The organism is Streptomyces sp. NPDC025784 (genome assembly GCF_055558435.1).
The window spans coordinates 340,879-359,700 of sequence record NZ_JBVHMN010000007.1; the positions used below are offsets into that span (position 1 = coordinate 340,879).

At 70.9% G+C, this 18,822-nt stretch carries 18 protein-coding genes and 1 pseudogene; 4 read left to right on the plus strand and 15 right to left on the minus strand.

Annotation, left to right across the window (positions count from 1 at the left end):
* Positions 1–186 precede the first annotated feature (186 nt).
* The 3 genes from ACZ4IF_RS18795 to ACZ4IF_RS18805 all read left to right on the plus strand — a co-directional run bounded on the left by ACZ4IF_RS18795 (position 187) and on the right by ACZ4IF_RS18805 (position 2,075).
* Positions 187–810 carry a DUF6230 family protein gene (locus tag ACZ4IF_RS18795; RefSeq protein ID WP_467564171.1) on the plus strand — a complete coding sequence of 208 codons (624 nt, stop codon included), beginning with the start codon at positions 187–189 and terminating at the stop codon, positions 808–810.
* Positions 811–886: 76 nt separating this feature from the next.
* Complete coding sequence (locus ACZ4IF_RS18800) at positions 887–1,369, plus strand: DUF6114 domain-containing protein (protein WP_467564173.1); 483 nt, start codon at positions 887–889, stop codon at positions 1,367–1,369.
* A 61-nt stretch (positions 1,370–1,430) separates the two neighbouring features.
* On the plus strand, positions 1,431–2,075 hold the full coding sequence (locus tag ACZ4IF_RS18805; RefSeq protein ID WP_467564175.1) for a hypothetical protein: 645 nt from the start codon (positions 1,431–1,433) through the stop codon (positions 2,073–2,075).
* Between the two features lie 201 nt (positions 2,076–2,276).
* Here ACZ4IF_RS18805 and ACZ4IF_RS18810 read toward each other — a convergent pair whose 3' ends face one another.
* From ACZ4IF_RS18810 to ACZ4IF_RS18875, 14 genes are all read right to left on the minus strand, one after another.
* A complete protein-coding gene (locus tag ACZ4IF_RS18810) occupies positions 2,277–2,630 on the minus strand; it encodes a hypothetical protein (RefSeq protein WP_467564177.1) in 354 nt (117 codons plus the stop codon).
* Between the two features lie 364 nt (positions 2,631–2,994).
* The gene (locus ACZ4IF_RS18815) at positions 2,995–3,768 is read right to left on the minus strand and encodes a hypothetical protein (RefSeq protein WP_467564179.1); all 774 of its coding nucleotides are present in this window, start codon (positions 3,766–3,768) and stop codon (positions 2,995–2,997) included.
* A gap of 19 nt (positions 3,769–3,787) precedes the next feature.
* Positions 3,788–4,261, minus strand: a complete 474-nt coding sequence (locus ACZ4IF_RS18820; RefSeq protein ID WP_467564181.1) for a hypothetical protein — start codon at positions 4,259–4,261, stop codon at positions 3,788–3,790.
* Positions 4,262–4,272: 11 nt separating this feature from the next.
* Positions 4,273–5,586, minus strand: coding sequence for an MCE family protein (locus tag ACZ4IF_RS18825; RefSeq protein ID WP_467564183.1), 1,314 nt, complete (start codon positions 5,584–5,586; stop codon positions 4,273–4,275).
* Entirely contained in the window at positions 5,583–6,857 is a 1,275-nt protein-coding gene (locus ACZ4IF_RS18830) for an MCE family protein (RefSeq protein ID WP_467564185.1), read from the minus strand. The genes ACZ4IF_RS18825 and ACZ4IF_RS18830 overlap by 4 nt, the downstream gene beginning before the upstream one ends.
* Positions 6,854–7,963, minus strand: a complete 1,110-nt coding sequence (locus tag ACZ4IF_RS18835) for an MCE family protein (protein ID WP_467564187.1) — start codon at positions 7,961–7,963, stop codon at positions 6,854–6,856. Before ACZ4IF_RS18835 ends, ACZ4IF_RS18830 begins: the two co-directional genes overlap by 4 nt.
* Positions 7,960–9,126 carry an MCE family protein gene (locus tag ACZ4IF_RS18840; RefSeq protein ID WP_467564189.1) on the minus strand — a complete coding sequence of 389 codons (1,167 nt, stop codon included), beginning with the start codon at positions 9,124–9,126 and terminating at the stop codon, positions 7,960–7,962. The genes ACZ4IF_RS18835 and ACZ4IF_RS18840 overlap by 4 nt, the downstream gene beginning before the upstream one ends.
* The gene (locus ACZ4IF_RS18845) at positions 9,123–10,163 is read right to left on the minus strand and encodes an MCE family protein (protein ID WP_467564191.1); all 1,041 of its coding nucleotides are present in this window, start codon (positions 10,161–10,163) and stop codon (positions 9,123–9,125) included. The genes ACZ4IF_RS18840 and ACZ4IF_RS18845 overlap by 4 nt, the downstream gene beginning before the upstream one ends.
* Entirely contained in the window at positions 10,160–11,416 is a 1,257-nt protein-coding gene (locus ACZ4IF_RS18850) for an MCE family protein (RefSeq protein WP_467564193.1), read from the minus strand. Before ACZ4IF_RS18850 ends, ACZ4IF_RS18845 begins: the two co-directional genes overlap by 4 nt.
* Positions 11,417–11,427: 11 nt before the next feature.
* Positions 11,428–12,252: an MlaE family ABC transporter permease gene (locus tag ACZ4IF_RS18855; RefSeq protein ID WP_467564195.1), complete on the minus strand. Its 825-nt coding sequence runs from the start codon at positions 12,250–12,252 to the stop codon at positions 11,428–11,430.
* Between the two features lie 3 nt (positions 12,253–12,255).
* Positions 12,256–13,026 (minus strand): MlaE family ABC transporter permease, encoded by a 771-nt coding sequence (locus tag ACZ4IF_RS18860; protein ID WP_467564197.1) that lies wholly within the window; start codon positions 13,024–13,026, stop codon positions 12,256–12,258.
* Positions 13,023–13,952, minus strand: coding sequence for an ABC transporter ATP-binding protein (locus tag ACZ4IF_RS18865; RefSeq protein ID WP_467564199.1), 930 nt, complete (start codon positions 13,950–13,952; stop codon positions 13,023–13,025). Before ACZ4IF_RS18865 ends, ACZ4IF_RS18860 begins: the two co-directional genes overlap by 4 nt.
* Before the next feature lie 108 nt (positions 13,953–14,060).
* Positions 14,061–15,113, minus strand: coding sequence for an RNA polymerase sigma factor (locus ACZ4IF_RS18870; protein ID WP_467564201.1), 1,053 nt, complete (start codon positions 15,111–15,113; stop codon positions 14,061–14,063).
* A gap of 53 nt (positions 15,114–15,166) precedes the next feature.
* Positions 15,167–16,255, minus strand: coding sequence for a lytic transglycosylase domain-containing protein (locus ACZ4IF_RS18875; RefSeq protein ID WP_467564203.1), 1,089 nt, complete (start codon positions 16,253–16,255; stop codon positions 15,167–15,169).
* 220 nt (positions 16,256–16,475) lie between these two features.
* On the opposite strand from ACZ4IF_RS18875, the pseudogene ACZ4IF_RS18880 reads away from it, so the two are divergent.
* Positions 16,476–16,774: pseudogene (locus ACZ4IF_RS18880) on the plus strand (THUMP-like domain-containing protein); the annotation flags it as partial.
* On the opposite strand, the gene ACZ4IF_RS18885 reads toward ACZ4IF_RS18880, so the two are convergent.
* Complete coding sequence (locus ACZ4IF_RS18885) at positions 16,669–18,714, minus strand: cell wall-binding repeat-containing protein (protein WP_467564299.1); 2,046 nt, start codon at positions 18,712–18,714, stop codon at positions 16,669–16,671. The pseudogene ACZ4IF_RS18880 and the gene ACZ4IF_RS18885 overlap by 106 nt on opposite strands.
* Between the last annotated feature and the right edge of the window lie 108 nt (positions 18,715–18,822).

Below are 18,822 nucleotides of genomic sequence, written 5' to 3' on the forward strand. Positions count from 1 at the left end.
GAGACGCCGTCGGCGTCACCGCGCCGCGGGTCATCCGGATGGTGCAACAGAAGGCGACTCACCCGTCCGGCCGACCTGACGTACCGTCGGCTGCCCTGCCCGGAAGCCTAGGATCCGCCACTAGAGAGAGACGTCGACCACCCCTGTCCGGCATCGGCGAGCCCACATGTGAGCGGAGGAGACGGGATGCTGCGCAGTGCAGGCAGGACCTCCTGGAAGCGCTTCGCCTGCATTCTCGTCCCGAGTGCCGTGACCGCCGCGGCACTCGGCATCGCCATGGCCCAGGGAGCGCTGGCCGTGTCGTTCCTCATCTCCGGCCAGAAGTTCCAGGTGTCCCTGGACACTCTGGACGTCCGGGGTCTGGCCATCTACGGCACGGTGGACGTGACCAAGAAGGGCACCCTCGTGCCGGTCGTCGTCACCGGCGCCAGCCATGCGGAGATCAGCGGGCTGTGCCAGTCCGTGGTGGTCACGATCCCGGTCCTGGGCCCGTACACGCTGAAGATCACCGGTGGCGATCAACGCCGGGTCGAAGCGAGGAACCTGTTCCTCGACGCGACAGCCCTGTCGAGCAGTCAGGCGAATTTCGACGACCTCGACATCGGCGTGGCGACAGGAGCGGTCAGCAAGGGCCCGATCAGCCGAGGGGACCGGAACTCCCGGTTCTTCGACCCCAACGGCTTTGCCCAGCAGGCGGATTCGGTCTCCCTGACCGACGTGCACTTCACCACGGTCGCCGTCTCGGCCGCCACGTTCAACGTCCCGGACCTCGATGTGCAACTCAGGCAAGGCCGCCACGAGTGCTTCTGATCCGCCGGCACGAAGCACGCGCCTTCCGGCCCCGCTCGCCGCGCACTCCCTCCCGCCGAACATCAGGGAAGCTCACGTGTTCTTCCAGCGAATCGGCAGACGCGAGAACGTGCGCGTCGTCGCCGCCGACGCCCGACGCAGATTCAGGACCTGGCGAGGAGAACGGCCTTTCTGGGCAGGCCTGTTCACCTTTGCGGCGGGTCTGCCCATCATCTACTTTCCCTACGCCCGCCTGGACTTCGGCGCCGTCCCCCTGGCACTGTCGACCTCGGCCGGCGCGGGGTCGCTGATCATCGGGGTTCTCCTCGTCACCCTCGCCGTCTCCCTGTGGTTCCACCGGCAGTCGCGTGTGTTCGCAGGGATCACGGTCATCCTGCTCGCCCTCATCTCCTTCCCCGTCGCCAATCTCGGGGGCCTCCTCATCGGGCTGCTCTCCGGCCTGATCGGCGGATCCCTGGCCTGCGCCTGGATTCCTCCGACGGGCGCCACCGACGCGCAGCCCGCGGCCGACCGTGCGTCGCCCCCCGTCCCCGCGGGTCAGGACCACGGTGGCAAGTGACGCCCTGACCGGCTGTACGGCAAGCGGGCCGGGGTGCGATCCCTGCCGTCCGAGCAGTGCGGTGAAGCGCCGCCCGGCCGGCCGGCTGCTGCGGCCCCTCGTCTGTGCGTCGGCAGTGGCCGCCCTCTCCCTGGCCCTGCAGCTCGCCATGCCCACGGCCTCGAAGGCGTTGCTCGCCCCCGGCGGCATCCGCACGTCCGAGCCACCGGCGGCCGGCGCCGCGCCGGCCGCCCGCCCACCGGACCGTGCGGCGGACGTCCCCTGGGTGTTGCGTGCCGACAGACTCGTGCTCCACGGCGGTGCCTTCCGCGGCGTGGCCGTCCTCAGGACCGCGGCCGGGTCCCAGCGAGTACTCAAGTTCACCGCACGGTCGCTGGACCTCGGCGACCTCGATCTGACGGCGGGCCGCGGCCGCTCGGCGGTGCGACTGAGAGCCGGGCCCGCGACCACGTCCACGGTCAAGGGCGAGGACGTGGTGACTCTGTACGTCCAGAAGCTGAGCGGCACACTCGTCGGCCTGGGAGGCGCTCCGCTCCCGGCGGACCGCAGCGTCACCGTCACGCCCGACGCGCTGCCCCCTTGGCTCTCCCGCTCCACCGCGCCCACCCGCACCATCACTTTCGAGAACGTGACCGTCTCACAGGCCGCCCGGCTCAGCGGCGACCTGTCCATCGCCGGCCCGAACCTCGGCGTCGTGGCGGGGTGACAGCGCACGCCCGCCACCTGCGGAACACGCACGCGCGGCGGGACGAGGGCCGGCGCGTACGACAGGCGGACGTGGCCGGAGGGCCGAAGACCGCAAAGAACGGTCTTCGGCCCTCCGGTTGGGTGCGGCGGCCGTGCCGGCTACGACGACGGGTGGCAGAGGGTGCGGGCCCCCGCGTCGCGGCACAGCCTCCAGGGCGGTCTAGCGGTGGCCGTGGTGCCAGCCGCGGTCACGGTCCCAGCCGTGGTGCCGGTCCCGGTCACGGCCGTGGTGCCAGCCGCGGTCGCGGTCCCAGCCGTGGTGCCGGTCGCGGTCCCAGCGGTCGTCCCGGTCCCGGTCCCAGCCACGGTGCTCGCCCCGGTCCCGGTCCCAGCCCCGGTCGCCGAAGCGACCGTCGTCGTGGCGGTCGCTTCCGTGGCTGTGCGAGTAGCCCCTCCCGTTGTCGCGGTCATGGCCGGCTCCGGCGGCCAGAGCCGGCATGGCGGCCGCGCCGACGAGTGCGCCCGTAGCCACGAAGGTGGCGATCAGGCGGACCGTCGTACGAGAAACAGACATGAATCTGTCACCTCACGTTCGTGCACGCCGACCCTGGTCTGAGCCGGGCGTGCTGTCCGAAATTCCCGGCTAGGTGCCGAGGACCCCACACTGTGGTCCTTTGCGGAGACACCAGAGCTAGGACAGGATTCGCGTTACAAAGCGCAGATATACCGGTAACTGTCCCTTGTATGCGCCATTGATGCCGGGGAGGGGCCCGGGTGTCGGCCCTGCCTCCGGCTCGGAATCATGCCGAGAGCAGGAGAAACGGGAGCTGACGGTGAGTGAGATTCCTGGCCGTCTCGCTGCCTGAACTCCTCCGAACGGCCCAAGGGCTTCCGTAACAACGGGGGGCCTCCGTTCGGGTGACCCTTCGCGGGCCCGGTCAGAGGGCGTCGACGCCGCTCACCTTCCAGCCGCCGGAGGTGCGGGTGAGCGTCATACGCACCCGGTTCAGGTCCAGCCGGGGCCCCGGGGCCTGGGTGCTCCGGGTGACCTGGTTGACGAAGAGCAGAACGACGGCCCGGTCCGGTGCGGCCGACACCACGGAGACCGCCGGGGCGCCGCCGGCGGCGGGTGTGGCCACGGTCGCCTTCACCACGCCGTGGTACTTCGTCGCGGTCGGCGCGACCACTGCCTTCGTGGTCTTGCCGTACTGGTCGCGGAAGTGTCCGGTCAGCAGGGCGCGGGCTCGGGAGAAGTCCCGGTCCAGGTGCCGGTAGTCGTACGACAGCACGACCGGCGCCGCCTTCCTCGCGGACGCGAGGGCCTCGCCGCGGGCCTGCTCCGCCTGTCGCCCCTGCCGGTACTGCCACCCGACGACGCCGGCCGCGACCAGGGCCGCCACGAGGATGACGCCCAGCACCGCGGTGAGCACCCTCCGCCCGGTCTCGCGCGGGGGCGCGTCGTCCTCCGGCTCCTCCTCGAACGACTCGGGTGACTCGGGCTCCGGCGGGTCCTCCCAGCCGTTCTTCGGGGGCTCGACGAGCAGGGTGCGCCCGGGCGGAGTCTGCTCTTCCTGGCGGGCGTCGCGCTCGGGGCGTGCGGGCCGCCCGGCGCGCTTGGCTGCCGCGCGGGCGGCCGCCGTCATGGTGCGGCGGGCGGGTGAGCCTGCGCCGCGGGTGCGGGAGGTCGGGTTCGCCACGGTGTCTCTTCTCATCGATGTCCTCACGGGTGGGTCAGCCCACGAACGCGACGTCGGAGGTCAGCCAACGGCCGCCCACCCGCGCGAGGTCGAGCTGGAGCCGGTAGGTGCGCGCCTGGCCCTCGGGCGCGGCGGTGTTGGTCACCTTGCTGTCGGCCACGACCAGGACCCGGGCCGAGCGTGCGTCGGACCGCACGATGCCCGCTTCCAGGACCTGCCCCTCGGACACCGACTTGTTCTGCGCAACCAGCTTCGTCAGTTGTGCGGTCTGTGCGGCGAACTCCTTCTTGAACTCGCCGGTGGCGCCCTTCAGCACAGAGGCGCCGTCCCGGTCGTAGTGCCGGTAGTCGAGTGAGGTGAAGCTCAGTGCCGACTGGCGAGCCGCCGCCAGGATGTCCTGACGGCGCTGTTCCGCCGCGTGCTGGTCGGACAGCTTGTGGCCCAGCCAGACACACAGCACGGTCGTCAGCACGGTCGCCGCGACGAGCCCCGCCGACAGCAGCCTCATGCTGTTGCCTCTCACACCATCGGTCCCACGAGCAGCCATTGCCACGACTCCTTTCCGAACACGGTCTGTTCCCCGCCCGTCGAGCCGATCTCGAAGGGCGTTCCGTCCGGGCCGATGGGGGTCCCTCCCTGCTCGAGCGCAGCCGAGAGCCTGGGGAAGGTGCCGGTCTCCGGGTCGTAGGGGGCCACGAACGCGGCCTGGCCGGCGCCGTACCGACCGGCCGTCGCGCCGGGCGCGTTCTGCGCTCCGCGCACGGAGGTCTTGCTGCCGCGCGGTAGCGTGCAGCGCGCGTCGGTGTTCGCCGGGCGCGTGCCGGTGTCGGCGGGGTCGCGCCGCTGGGTGCCGTAGCCCTGGGTGCACGCGGGAGGGTCGTCGGCGTTCACGGTCAGCCCGAAATGGGTGGTGCCGTCGCCGGGGATGACCGTGTAGCTGCCCGCGACATTGAGCGGGAGCGTGACCAGGGCCTGTTCGACGCCGGGCAGCCGGGCGACGGTGATCTGGCCGCCGCTGATGAGGTTGGTCAGCAGGACCGGCACGTGCGGCCGAGTGGATTTCAGCAGGGAGTCGATCTCCTGCGCGGCGGGCGCAGTGGTGCCGATCAGTCGGCGCAGATCACCGTCGCTCGACTTCAACTGGTCGGTGAGCGCGGCAAGATCGCGGGAGAACGACTTGATGGCCGAGCCCTGGTCGGCCTGCGTCTTGAGTACCTTCCGCGAGTCCTCGATCAACGAGACCGTCTGGGGGAGCGACTCGGATGCCGACTCCACCAGCGCGTCGCCGGAGTCCACCAGTCGGCTCAGGTTCGGTCCGGTGCCGGCGAACGCCTTGCCCAGCTCGTCGACGGTGATCCGCAGATCGTCCTTGCCGACCGAGTCGACCAGGCGGTCGAGGCTGAGGACCAGGTCGGTGACCGGCAGCGGTGTCCTGGTGCGGCTGCGCGGGATCGGGCTGCCGTGCGTGAGGTACGGCCCGTCCGACCGCCGTGGCTGGAGGTCGACGTACTGCTCGCCCACCGCCGAGCGGTTCGCGATCACCGCGAGCGTGTCGGCCGGAATCCTCGGAGCGCCGTCCTCGATCTTCAGCGCCACCGAGACCCCGGCCTTGGTCAGTTGCAGCTCGCCCACGCGGCCCACCGGCACCCCCCGGTAGGTGACCTCGGCGCCGGGGAAGACGCCCCCGGACTCGGCGAAGTCGGCGCGCACGGTGTATCCGCGGTGCAGGACGTCGTCCACCAGGCCCGTGTAGCGGGCGCCGACGTACGACACCCCGAGGGCGGTGACGGTCGCGAAGGCGAGCAGCTGGGCCTTGACCGTACGTGTGATCACGGCAGTATCCCCTTCAGCATCAGCTCGGCGAGGCCGGGATCGACCCCCGGCGGGAGGCGACGCGAGCCGTCCCCGGTGCCGTAAGCGGCGGTGCACACCGGCGGGCACAGCAGGGTGCTGCCGTCGGAGGGCGTCGAGGGCACGGCGGGCGCGGAGGGCACGGAGGGGGTGTCCGGCAGGGACGGAGCGGAGGGGAGAGGGGTGGGCGTGGGGACGTCGGGAAGACGCGGTGTCCCGGGGGCCGGGGACTTCCCGCCCTTGCCGGGCTTGTCGGGGACGTTGGCGTAGAGCTCCGCCAGGTCGAGGTCGGCGGTGATCTTCAGGTTGACGTAGTCGCCCTTGACCGCGTCCGTCGCGTTGCGGGGGAACGGATAAGTGGTGAGGAGTTCGAGGGAGTTGGGCAGGTCGTCGCCCGCCTTGTTCAGCTCCTGCAGGATGGGCCGGAGTCTCTTCAGGTTGGCGACGGCGTCGTCGTGGGAGGCGTTCACCACCTTGGTGCCGGTCTTGCCCAGCCTGGACAGAGCGGTGAGCATCTTCGTCAGGTCCTTGCGCTCGTCGGCGACGGCCTTCAGAGCGGGCGGCATGGTGTCGACGGCCAGGGCGATCGTCTTCTTCTCCTTCTTCAGCCGCTTCGCGAGCCGGTCGACGCCCTTCAACGCGCGCACGATCTCCGCCCGTTGGTCGTCGAGGCCGCCGAGGAAGGTGTCGAGCTGCTTCAGCAGGGACCTGACCCGGTCCTCGCGACCGCCGAGGGCCTTGTTCAACTCCACGGTGATCGTCTTCAGTTGGGCCACCCCTCCGCCGTTGAGCAGCGCGGACAGGGCCGACAGCACCTCCTCGACCTCCGGGTTGCGGCCGCTGCGGGACAGCGGGACGCGGTCGCCGTCGCGGAGCCGTCCGACGGGCCGCGTGCCGGCCGGCGCGGACAGGGCGACGTACTTCTCGCCGAGCATGCTGGTCTGCCTCAGATCGGCGACCGCATTGCCGGGCAGCTTCACCGAGTCGGCGATCCTGAGCCGCACGCGGGCGTGCCAGCCGTCCAGTTCCACCTTCTCGACCGCGCCGACGGTGACGTTGTTGACCTTGACCGCCGACTGCGGCACCAGGTCCAGGACGTCCCGGAACTCGACGGTGACGTGGTAGGCGTGACCGTCCGAGGCGGCGCCGCCGGGGAGCGGGACGTCGTACCAGCCGTTGAACTCGCAGCCGGTCAGCAGCAGCGAGCCGACCGCCGTCCAGGCGGCCACCCGCCCCTTGCGCCGCATGCTCATGCCGGTGCCCCCAGGATTCCGCCGAGGGTCTTGTCGACCGTGCCCGTCGACGCCGGGGCCGACGGAACCTTGGGCAGGGAGTCGAAGAGCTTCTTCAACCCGGCACAGTGGTCGTGGTCGTCGCCGGTCGTCTTCAGGACCGAGCAGAGAAGGGATGACGGATCCTGCGGGGCCCCCGCGTTGTTGCGGGTGTCGAGGGTGCCGGCGGCGGGGTTGTAGGCGTTCTGCAGGTTCGACAGGCCCGTGGGAGCGACGGTCAACAGCTCTTCCAGAGCGTCCCGTTGGGTGACGAGGACCTTGGTGACCTTGGCCAGGTCCTTCACGTCCGAGGTCAGCGCCTTCTTGTTGCCCTTCACGAAGCCGGACACGTCGCCGAGTGCGGTGGCCAGGTACTTCAGTGCGGCCGCGAGATCCTTGCGCTCCCCGGCGAGCTGGCCGGCCACGTCGGCGAGGTCGGTGTTGAACGACCGCACGCTGGTGTCGTCCGCCGCCAGCGCGGCCGTGAACACCTGAAGGTTCCGCACGGTCCCGAACAGGTCGCCGCGCCCGTCGGACAGCGTGGTGACCGCCTGGGACAGGTCCTCCACCGTTCGGTTGAGGTTCTCGCCCTGCCCCTGGAGGTTGTCCGCGCTCACTCCGAGCAGCCGGGACAGCGAGCCCTTCTTGTCGGCGCCGTTCGGGCCGAGCGCCTCGGCGGTGGTGTGCAGGCTGTCGAAGACCCGGTCCAGCTCGACGGGGACGGCCGTACGGGACTCGGGGATGACGTCTCCGTCCCGCAGCACCGCGCCCTTGTGGTACACCGGCAGGAGCTGTACGTAACGGTCGCTGACCACCGAGGAGTTGATGATGGCGGCCTGTGCGTCGGCGGGGAGCTTGTGGCCCCGGTCGTATTCCAGGTCCACCCGTACCCGGTCGCCCTCCGGCGTGATCCTTCTGACCTCGCCGATGCGGACGCCGAGGACGCGGACGTCGGAACCGGGATAGATGCCGACGGTGCGCGGGAAGTACGCCGTGACGCGGACGGGGCCGGGGCCCGGCCACAGGACGACGGCGAGGCCGACGACGATCGCGAGTGCGGTGAACAGGCCCAGGAGTCTGCGGGTCATCGGGTGCCTCCCGTTCGTGGCGTGACCGGGGCGGCGACCAGGTTCTGGATGTAGGAGTCGAACCAGCGGCCGTTGCCGAGGGTGTTGGTGAAGAGCCGTACGTAGGGGGCGAGGAGCCGGACGCTGCGATCGAGGCTGGCCTGGTTGCGTTCGAGCATCGTCACGAAGGTGTTGAGGTTCTTCAGTGCGGGCCCGATCTCCTTGCTGTTGTCGTCGACCAGGCCGGACAGCTCGATGCCCAGCAGCGCGGAGCTCTTGAGCAGCTTGTGGATCGCCGTGCGGCGCTTGCCGATCTCCTTGAACAGGGCGTCACCGTCCTTCACCAGCGCCGAGAAGTCCTTCGTGTGACCGGCCAGCACCTCGGTGACTCCGTCGGCATGGTCGAGGAGCCCGCGCAGCGCCTTGTCACGGGCGGCGACGGTCCGGGAGATCCGCGACAGCCCCTTGATCGACGCCCGCACCTCCTCGGGGGAGTCCTGGAAGGTGACGGAGATCGTGTCCAGTGCCTTCGCGAGTCGGTCCGTGTCGACCTCCTCGGTGGTGGTCGTCAGGTCGCTGAAGGCCTGGACGACGTCGTACGCCGACACGGTCCGCCGGAGCGGGATCTCGCTGCCCGGCTTCAACTGGCCGGGCCCCTTCGGGTACAGGGCCAGGTACTTCGCGCCGAGGATCGTCTTGACACGGATCGACGCACCCGTGTCGGTACCGAACGCCGGGTGACCCTTCACTTTGAAGGTGACCTTGACGTGGTCGCCGGCAAGGTCGACGCCCTCGACCTTGCCGACCTTGACCCCGGCGATCCGTACCTCGTCGCCCGGCTTGAGCCCGCCGGCCTCGGAGAAGGCCGCGCTGTAGGTGTCGCCGCCGCCGATCAGCGGCAGGCTGTCGGCGTTGAAGGCGGCAACGGTGAGCAGCGCCAAGACGGTGAGGCCGACGGCGCCGACGACGACCGCGTTGCGCTCACGGAAGGGCTTCAGCCGCGGGCGCTCGAGCCGGATCCTGGGCAGCTTGGGCGGCAGGACGCGGACCTTCACCAGTGGTTCGGGTCGGGGTCTGCGCTTCGGCAGCAGCCTGGGGAGTCTCGGCAGCTTGGGCGGCAGGACGCGGACCTTCACCAGTGGTTCGGGTCGGCGGACAGTGCGCCGTCTGATGCGCATGCTCATCCGCCACACCTCGCCCGTGCCACGTGCAGCTCCGGAGTGATCACCCGCTTGGTCTTCGGCAGCACGATCCGGCCGTCGAAGTCGCAGAGGTAGAAGTTGAACCACGAGCCGTACGAGGCGGTCCCCGTCAGCTTCTCCAGCTTGTTCGGCAGCCGCTTCAGGACGCCCTCCACGGTGTTCTCGTTCTTGTTCAGCGTTCCGGTGAGATCGCGGAGCCCGGCGATGTCGTCCTTCAGCGGTGGACGAGCGTCCTTCAGCAGCCCCGACGTGACGTCCGTGAGGTCGCCGATGCTCACCAGCGACTCCCCGATGGGCCTGCGGTCGGCGGACAGCCCCGAGACCACCCGGCGCAGCTGCGTGAGCAGCCCGGAGAAGCGGGAGCCGCGCTTGTCGAGCGTCTCCAGGACGGTGTTGAGGTTGTCGATCACCGATCCGATCAGCTTGTCGCGGTCGGCGAGTGAGCTGGTGAGCGAGGCCGTGTGCGCGAGCAGGCTGTTCACCGTGCCGCCCTCGCCCTGGAGGGTCCGGACGATCTCGGTGGCGAGCTGGTTGACGTCGCCCGGGCTGAGCGCGGCGAACAGCGGCTTGAAGCCGTTCAGCAGGACGGTGAGGTCCAGCGCCGGCCGGGTCCGGGACAGCGGGATGGTGCCGCCCGGCCGCAGCCGGGCGGTCACGTCGCCTCTGCCCTCGGTGAGCGCGATGTACCGCTGCCCCACCAGGTTGCGGTAGCGGACGACCGCGTGGGTCCCGGCGAGCAGCGGCCGGTCCGCGCTGACGGTGAACGTGACCTCCGCCAGGGTCCGGTCCTTGATCCGGATGCCCTCGACCTCTCCTACCCGCACTCCGGCGACCCGGATGTCGTCGCCGGTCTCCAGCCCGGTGACGTCGGTGAACACCGCGTGATAGGTGTCCTTGGGGGTGAAGGAGACGTTGACGACGGTGGCGGCGAGCAGGGCCGTCGCCGCGATCGTGACCAGCGCGAAGAGGCTGAACTTGATCAGCGGGGCGGCGATCTGCCGGGATCCTGAGCTGCTCATGCGACACTCACCGCCGTCCCGCGCGCGAGCGGTCCGAACAGGAGCGTCGCCACGGGCGGCACCTGGTCCGCGGGAACGCCCATGACGGGGGCCACGAGCGAGCCGACGGCCCGCTGCTCGGCCCGGGTGGCGGACACGTCGACACCTCCGGGGAGCGCGCCGCCGGAACCTCCGGCCGACGTGCCGTCATTGAGGTGGGGCTTCGGCCCGGGCACCAGCGGATGCGGCAGGCCACGGCAGTTCGGGCCGGACCGCTCGCCGTACACCGGCTCCTCACCGGGCCGGTAAGCCCCCTGCGGCCGGACGATCTCAAGGGTGATCCGCATCTCGCCGCCTCGGAACGCGTCCTCCGAGGCCTTCTCCTGTCGGACCAGGCCCTGGAACAGGCACGGGTACTCGGGGGAGTAGCGGGCGAACAGCTCCAGCGTGGGGCGGGAGACCCGGCCCAGGGTGATCAGCCGGTCGCCGTTCTCGGACAGGACGTCGTTCGCCGTGTCCGCCACGGAGGCGGTCGCGCGCAGAGCCGAGGCCAACCGGTCCCTCTTCTCGACGATCGTTCGGCTGGTGGTGACCGTGTTGCGCAGGATCCGCATCAGGTCGGGCGCGGCGTCGCCGTACACCTCGGCGACGTCAGCGAATCGAGTGATGTCCTTCTTGAGGGAGGGCATGTGCGGGTTGATGCGGCGTAGATAGCCCTCGACGCGCACGAGGTTGTCGCCGATCCGGTCACCGCGGCCCTCCAGAGCGGTGGCGAACGCCGAGAGCGTGGCGTTGAGTTCACCCGGCCGGACCGTGCGCAGCAGCGGCAGCAGGTCGTTCATCAACTGCTGCACCTCGATGCCGGCCTTCGTGCGGTCCTGGGTGATGACGTCGCCCGCGCGGATGGGCCGAGCCGACGCGTGCGCCGCTCCGGCGGGAGCGACGAGGTCGACGTACTTCTCGCCGAACAGCGTCTTGGGCAGCAGCCGCGCGTGCACGTCCGAGGGGATGTCCGCGACGTACTCCGGCTTGAGCGCGATGTCGAGCGTGGCCTTCGTCCCGTCCGCGTGCACCCCCCGGACCTCGCCGACCAGCAGCCCGCGCAGCTTGACGTCGGCGCGTGGATCGAGCTGGTTGCCGAGGGTGTCCGCCTGCAGCGTGATGCGCACGACCGGCGTGAACGCCTGCTTGTAGACGGCCACGGCCAGCGACAGCAACAGCGCGAGCACGGCGAGGAACGCGATGCCGTACAGCCTGAGTCTCGTTCTGTGCATGCTCACCCCACTCACCCCGCTATCCGTACGGTCGTGTTGGCGCCCCAGATCGCGAGGCTCAGGAAGAAGTCCAGGACGTTGATGGCGACGATCGAGGTCCGCACCGCCCGGCCCACCGCGACACCGACACCGGCCGGGCCGCCGCTCGCGTGGTAGCCGTAGTAGCAGTGCACCAGGATGATCAGCAGAGCGAAGACGGTCACCTTGCCGAAGGACCAGAACACGTCGACGGGCGGCAGGTACTGGTGGAAGTAGTGGTCGTACGTGCCGGTCGACTGTCCGTAGTAGCCGGTGGTGATGGTGCGGGCGGCCAGGTACGAGGACAGCAGCCCGATCACGTACAGCGGGATCACCGCGACGAAGCCGGCGATCATTCGCGTCGTCACCAGGAACGGCAACGACGGGACGCCCATCACCTCCAGCGCGTCGGTCTCCTCGCTGATGCGCATCGCACCGAGCTGCGCGGTGAACCCGGCGCCGACCGTCGCGGACAGAGCGAGTCCGGCCACCAGCGGGGCGATCTCCCGGGTGTTGAAGTACGCCGACAGGAACGCCACGAAGTTGGAGGTGCCGAGCTGGTTGAGGGCCGCGTAGCCCTGGAGGCCGACCTCGGTGCCGGTGAAGAAGGACAGGAACGCGATCACGCCGACCGTGCCGCCGACGACGGCGAGCGCGCCGCGCCCGAAGCTCACCTCGGCGAGCAGCCGCAGGATCTCCTTCTTGTAGCGGCGTAGGGTACGGCCCGTCCAAGCCAAGGAGCGGCCGTAGAAGGACAGTTGGGAGCCCAGCTCTTCGAGAGAGCGCAAGGGGCGATCGAGGAGGTCTCGCGGTCTCATCGGCTACCCCCTCTGCGGGACGACCTGGAAGTACACGGCGGTCATCACGAAATTGGTCACGAACAGCAACATGAAGGTGATCACCACGGACTGGTTGACGGCATCGCCCACGCCCTTCGGACCGCCCTGCGCCGTCAGCCCCTTGTACGAGGCGACGATCGCCGCGATGGCCCCGAACACCAGCGCCTTGATCTCCGCCGCCCACAGGTCGGACAGCTGGGCGAGGGTGGTGAAGGACGCCAGGTAGGCGCCGGGCGTGCCGTGCTGGAGGACGACGTTGAAGAAGTAGCCGCCCGCGACACCGACCACCGAGACCAGGCCGTTGAGCAGCACGGCCACGACCATCGACGCCAGCACGCGCGGTACGACGAGCCGGTGGATCGGGTCGATGCCGAGCACCTGCATCGCGTCGATCTCGTCCCGGATCTTGCGCGCCCCGAGGTCGGCGCAGATCGCCGTGCCACCCGCGCCCGCGATCAGCAGCGCGGTGACGATCGGCGAGGCCTCCCGCAGCACGGCGAGCACGGACGCGGCACCGGAGAAGGACTGCGCGCCCAACTGTCTGGTCAGACTGCCGATCTGCAGCGCGATGACCGCCCCGAAGGGGATCGAGACCAAGGCCGTCGGCAGGATCGTGACGCTCGCGACGAACCACGCCTGCTGGATGAACTCCTGCGCCTGGAAGGGACGTCGAGGGAGGGTCCGGACGACGTCCAGAGCCATCGCGAAGAGGTTGCCCGAGTGCCGGAGCGCACCCGTCGGGGAGAGCCTCATGCACCCGTCACCCCCGTCCCGTGCAGCTCCGCCTCGCGTCTCGCGATCGCCTCCCAGCGGGGCGGGCGGACGATGCCGGGGCCGGGAAGCAGGCGGGGAGTCGGCGCATCGGCCGTGCCGCCCTCGTCGATCTGGGCCAACTCCTGCTCGACCTGGGCCGCGTCCTTCTCCTCCGCCATGCCGATCGGCCCCTGCATCCGGCCGTTCAGGAACTGCCGTACGACGGGCTCGTCACTGGCCAGCAGCTCCTCGCGGGGCCCGAACATCACCAGCTCGCGCCGGAACAGCAGCCCGATGTTGTCCGGCACCTGGCGGGCCGAGGCGATGTCGTGGGTGACGATCAGGAAGGTCGCGTCGATCTGTGCGTTGAGGTCGACTATGAGCTGATTGAGGTAGGCCACGCGGACCGGGTCCAGGCCCGAGTCCGGCTCGTCGAACAGGATGATCTCCGGGTCGAGGACCAGGGCACGGGCGAGCCCGGCCCGCTTGCGCATACCACCGGAGATCTCGCCGGGCAGCTTCCCCTCGGCGCCGATCAGCCCGACCATGTCCATCTTTTCGAGGACGATCCGCTTGATCTCGCTCTCGGACCTGCGGGTGTGCTCGCGCAGCGGGAAGGCGATGTTGTCGTAAAGGTTCATCGAGCCGAACAGCGCGCCGTCCTGGAACAGCACGCCGAACAGCTTCCGCACCTCGTAGAGGTCGTGCTCGCGCAGGCGGGTGATGTCCCGGCCCGCGACCTTCACCGAGCCCCGCTCCGGCTTCAGCAGCCCCACGAGCGTCTTGAGGAACACCGACTTGCCCGTCCCCGAGGGGCCGAGCATCACCGAGACCTCCCCGGCGGGCAGCGTCAGCGAGACGTCCTGCCAGATGACCTGGTGGCCGAAGGACTTGGTGAGCCCTTCCACACAGATCTCGACACCCATCCGGTTCCACCCTTCGCCTGTGGAGCAGCTCCTACATCTGCTCTACGGGGAGGGGAGGGGCGTCCGTCGCGGCGGACGAAGATTTTTTGCGGACGCGGGTACGGGGCGCTACGGCAGCGTCGGCGACGGCGTGCCCGAAAGCGTCCTCGGGGCGGGGACGGAGAGCGGAGCGGCCGGCACGGCCGAGGCCGGGGGCAGCGACGGGACCGACGAGGCGACCGACGTCGTCGGCAGGCCCGGCACCTTCGGCACCTCGGGCATCTGCGGGATCTGCGGCGCGGACAGCTCCGGGAGCGGGGACGCGGACACGTCCGGCAAGGAGGGCACGTGCACCGGCAGGGACGGCACGTGCACCGGCAGGGGCGTGCTCCCGGCGGGTGAGGGTGTCCGGCCCAAGGCCCCGGGCGCCGAGGGCGCGGCGGTGGGCGTTGCGGGGGCGCGCCCCCGGCCCGTGGCCTCGCCGCCCAGGGCCTGCGCGTCGCTGGACACGGCCGGCCGCGGCGCCGGACCGTTCCCGCCCGCGTCGAGCGCGTACGGGAGTACGAACCCCGCCACCGCCAGGGTCACCGCCGTCGAGGTGGCCACGACCGCCTGGGCATTGCCGCCCCCGCGCAGCCGCCCGCGCCCGACCAGGAACAGCACCAGCCCGAGCGTCCCGGCCAGCGAGGCGCGCAGCGTCCGCCGGGCCCGGGCGAGCAGCGACTCGACGGTCCGGTAGCTGAGCCCCATCCGCACCGCGACCTGGCTCACGTCCAGGTCCTCGGACCTCAGCCGAAGCGCCTCCGCCTGCCGGGCGGGCAGCTCACCGCTGCGCACGGCGAGCCACTTCGCCTCGGCCCGGTCGCACACCGCCTCCTCGACGGGTACCGGGCCCGGCGCGACGAGTGTGGGGCGGCTGCCCACCTCGGCCTCGCGGTTGACCTGCCGGTGCCGGTCGACGCACAGCCGCATCGTCACCGTCGTCAGCCAGGCGCCGAGCCGCTCGTCGTCGAGGTCCGGGCGCTCCGCGGCCCGCAGCATCGCCTCGTGAACGGCGTCCTCGGCGTCCTCCCGGCTCATGGATCGCCGCCGGGCCACCTTGAGCAGCTGCTCGCGATGGCTCCACATGCGCTGCCAACGCTCCTCGGAGGCCGCCGTGTCCGCAGGCATGTCCGTCGCCATGAGGGCCCCTTCGCGCTCACTCGCCGGTCCTGTGCTTCCGGCGGGTGGCGACATTACCGCCGGGTAGTGGCAGTTGTGGAGGGGGAGACGCCCATCGTGTTCCAGCCGTTGCCGGTGGTCAGTGGCCCGGCGTCGGGCAGCACACTTCCGCTGGGCGGCGTGAGGGGCGGTTCGGGGACGGGAACCAGCGGCGTCTCGGACTCCTTCGGGACGCCGGCCTCGGGGGACGGACTGGGGGACGGTGAGGTGGGCGGCGCCGACGACGTGCGCGAAGGACCGGGGCCCGGCTTCCGGTCGTCCGACGGCTTCGGCGACGAGGACTTCGGCCTCTTCGGGCGGGACGGCTTCGGCCGGTCCGAACGGGATCCGTCGGCCGCGTCCGGCACCACGCGATGTCCGGTCAGGTAGTACGCGTACCACGCCTTGACGGTGCGCAGATAGGCGTCCGAGTGGTTGTAGCCCAGGATCGCCCGGTCCAGGTCGGCGGGGTCCGACAGGTCCCGGCCGCCCGCGCACAGGTAGCGGCCGGCGGCGAGCGCCGCGTCGTGGACGTTGTTCGGGTCCGTGCGTCCGTCGTCGTTGCCGTCCGCTCCCCAGCGGGCCCAGGTGGACGGGATGAACTGCATCGGGCCGACCGCGCGGTCGTACGCCGCGTCCCCGTCGTACGCGCCGCCGTCGGTGTCCTCCACGACGGCGAAGGCCCCGCCCGCCAGCCGCGGGCCGAGGATGGGCGTCACGGTCGTACCGTCCCGGCTCACCCGGCCGCTCCGTGCCTGCCCGGACTCCACCTGGCCGATCGCGGCCAGCAGCTGCCAGCGCAGCCGGCAGCGTGGCGCGCTGCGCGCCAGCTCCTCCTCGGCGTGCCGGTACGCGGCGAACACACTGGCGGGCAGGGCGCCGTCGACAGCCACCCCCTGTGCCGAGCCGTTCTTCCGTGTCCGCAGCGGGGGAAGACCGGTGCGGTACGGGGTGTCGCCGGACACGCCGAGGCCGTGGTCGGCGGGTGCCGCCCTCCGCGCGGCCTCCGCGGCCTCGGCCGCCCTCGGCGCCTGCGACGCGGTCAGCACGGCCATCGCCGCCGCCGCGACCGCCGTACCCCTGGCACCCCTCAGTGCCGCCCCCTTGAGTGCACGCGCTCTCACTGTGCAGTCCCCTCCGTGGGTGAATCCGTCGTCTGCTCTACGCGGCCGGAGGGCGGGTCCGTCGCACGGAATCGGGGTGATGGGCCGGCGCCTCGTCCGGAGACCGGCGTCGGTCGGGCGGGGCACGCCTGTGGTACGACGCCTGAAACGCCGAAGGGCCGGCCCTGCCTGATGCGCCGGCTCGGCGGCGCGGTCGCGTGCAGGCTTCGAGGCCGGCTGCAACGTCAGGAAGTCGAAGGCACTGCTGCGCGAGCGCGGGATCGGGACGCCGACCGTCAAGAAGCGCGGCTCGGCGGTGGAGCCGGAGGAACTCCGCAAGAAGGCCAAGCCGTCCGGCCCCAAGCGGCGACGGTTTTCCTGACCCGTATGGCGGGGGCGCCGACCATGCTGATCGGCGCCCCCGCCCAGCCGCACTACTGGTGCTGGACCGTCTTGAGCGAGTCCAGGTGGGGGTCCGCGCCCGTCGGGCCGGTGCGGGCGACCGTGGCGGGCTGGCCGCCGTTGGTGCGGGCCGCGTAGGTGCTCTGCTGGGAGGCCGTCGTGACGACGCCGTCGTAGTACGGGTGGTACACGAACTGGCTCGCGCTCGCGCTGATCGCGGCGCCCGCGCTGTCCAGCGCGGCCTTGGCGACCGAACCGGTGCCGCCGAACGCGAACACCGAGTTCGCGCTCGCCGACTCGCGCAGCAGGTAGCTCTTGACCTCGCTGGAGAGGCTGTCCTTGGCGGTCCACAGGACGGGGCCGAAGACGTTCATGGCCGCGCCCGCGGAGACCCCGCCGCGCCAGGAGTTGGTGTAGGCGAGCGCCGCCGTGCTCGGCGCGGTCCACCAGAACTTGGCGACCGCGACCGAGGTGGCCTCGTTCGTCGAGCCCGTGATCGGGTAGTACGTGTACGTCGACGGCCAGTTGGAGAAGTGCGTGTGCGTCAGCGAGTACTTCGCCGAGGAACCCACCGTGATGATCATGGTGTTGTTCGGGTTCAGGCTGTTCAGGTACGACTTCACCGACGAGGACAGCGAGTTGCCGTTGTTGAGTACGACGCTGCCCGCGCTGCTCGTGCCGTCGGCGCCGGCCGCGGAGGCGGCCGCGAGCGCCGAGTGGTAGTCGGTGCCGGTGGCCAGGAAGACGTACTTCGGGCTGCTCGTCACCGACTTGGCGACGGCGACCGAGGTGGCGTAGCGGTCGGTGCCGGACAGCCGCTTCGGAGTGAAGCCGAGGGACGTGACCTGCGAGGAGACCGTGCTGGTCAGGATGGACGTGCCACCGATGAGGTAGACGTTCGAACCCGGCTTCAGGGTGCGCTTCAGCTCGTTCTTCACCGCGGTCGTCAGGCCGCTCCTGGTGGTGCCGAGGACCGGGCCGTGCTTCTTGCCGGCCAGGGCGGGCGCGGTGAGCGAGTACGCCGAGTCGTCCCGGTTGATCAGGACGGCGGCCTTGGCGTCCATCAGGCCCGGGACCTTGGTGCCGCCGTAGGTGTTCCACGTCCAGCGCGAGGAGGCGATGTTGCTGGCGTAGACGTCGGAACCCCAGACGCGGCCGGCGGAGTTCTTGCGCAGCGGCTGCCAGCTCGGGTTGCTGCCCTGCGGCGTGCCGGGGACCGCGGTCGTCGCGCCGGTGGCCACGTCGACGTACTCCGTGGTGTGCACGTCGGAGCTGTCGCCGGAGGTGTGGACGTCGGCGATGATCCGGGTGCCGGTCGGCGACCAGGACGGGTTCGCGTAGCCGCGGCCGTCGACGGTGATCTGCTTGACGTCGGTGCCGTCGGCGTTCGCGGTGAAGAGCCGGCTGAGCCCGCCGCCGACGTTGCGGACGAAGGCGAGCCTGGTGCCGTCCGGGGAGAACGCGGGCTGCGCGGCGTCGGTGAGGACGCGCTTGACCGTGCTCGCGGACGAGTCGTAGACCCAGACGCCGTCGTTGTCGTAGCAGCCGTAGTTGATGCGGCGGGAGAAGGCCATCAGGCCGTTCGGGCCGACCGTCGGGTCCTCGTCGCAGACGGTGGACGGCTCCTGGGCGGCCGACAGCAGGGGCTTGGGGGCCCACGAGGCGTCGGAGGGGCCGTAGACGAGCTGGCCGCCGGTGGAGTAGACGACGTATCGGCCGCCCCACCAGAAGGTGATGTCCTTCTGCTCGGCGCTGGAGCGCACGCCCGTCGCCCAGGGCAGGCTGAAACGCGAGCTGCCGTCGGGCCGTTCGCTGGCGAGCTGGCCCCATTCGGAGACGATCCGGCTGCCGTCCGGGGCCCAGGTCGCGTAACTCCCCATGTGGGTGCCCACCTGGGTGGCGGTTCCGGTGGCCGGATCGACCAGCGTCGGGCCGTCGGTGAGGATCTTGCCCTCGGTGCCCGGCCAGGGCCCGGCGTCGTCCGCGGCGGCGCCCGGAGCGCTCGCCAGGGTGCCCACCGCGGCGAGCGCCGCCGCGGTCGCGAGCGCCGCGGCACGGCGGCGCGTGAACAGTCTCAAGTTGTCGACCCCCCATGGATCACGAACACAGGCCCCGCACAGGGGCTGAGCAACTGTAGATCCCACCGAGACGCATGGGAACAGAGTTTCGGGGGAAGGAGATTGCGT

Coding starts and splice junctions, on each gene's coding strand:
- ACZ4IF_RS18815 (WP_467564179.1), bottom strand. CDS start 3,768: ATGAGAAGAGACACCGTGGCGAACCCGACCTCCCGCACCCGCGGCGCA.
- ACZ4IF_RS18835 (WP_467564187.1), bottom strand. CDS start 7,963: ATGACCCGCAGACTCCTGGGCCTGTTCACCGCACTCGCGATCGTCGTC.
- ACZ4IF_RS18860 (WP_467564197.1), bottom strand. CDS start 13,026: ATGAGGCTCTCCCCGACGGGTGCGCTCCGGCACTCGGGCAACCTCTTC.
- ACZ4IF_RS18845 (WP_467564191.1), bottom strand. CDS start 10,163: ATGAGCAGCTCAGGATCCCGGCAGATCGCCGCCCCGCTGATCAAGTTC.
- ACZ4IF_RS18855 (WP_467564195.1), bottom strand. CDS start 12,252: ATGAGACCGCGAGACCTCCTCGATCGCCCCTTGCGCTCTCTCGAAGAG.
- ACZ4IF_RS18795 (WP_467564171.1), top strand. CDS start 187: ATGCTGCGCAGTGCAGGCAGGACCTCCTGGAAGCGCTTCGCCTGCATT.
- ACZ4IF_RS18850 (WP_467564193.1), bottom strand. CDS start 11,416: ATGCACAGAACGAGACTCAGGCTGTACGGCATCGCGTTCCTCGCCGTG.
- ACZ4IF_RS18865 (WP_467564199.1), bottom strand. CDS start 13,952: ATGGGTGTCGAGATCTGTGTGGAAGGGCTCACCAAGTCCTTCGGCCAC.
- ACZ4IF_RS18830 (WP_467564185.1), bottom strand. CDS start 6,857: ATGAGCATGCGGCGCAAGGGGCGGGTGGCCGCCTGGACGGCGGTCGGC.
- ACZ4IF_RS18870 (WP_467564201.1), bottom strand. CDS start 15,113: ATGGCGACGGACATGCCTGCGGACACGGCGGCCTCCGAGGAGCGTTGG.
- ACZ4IF_RS18810 (WP_467564177.1), bottom strand. CDS start 2,630: ATGTCTGTTTCTCGTACGACGGTCCGCCTGATCGCCACCTTCGTGGCT.
- ACZ4IF_RS18840 (WP_467564189.1), bottom strand. CDS start 9,126: ATGAGCATGCGCATCAGACGGCGCACTGTCCGCCGACCCGAACCACTG.
- ACZ4IF_RS18820 (WP_467564181.1), bottom strand. CDS start 4,261: ATGAGGCTGCTGTCGGCGGGGCTCGTCGCGGCGACCGTGCTGACGACC.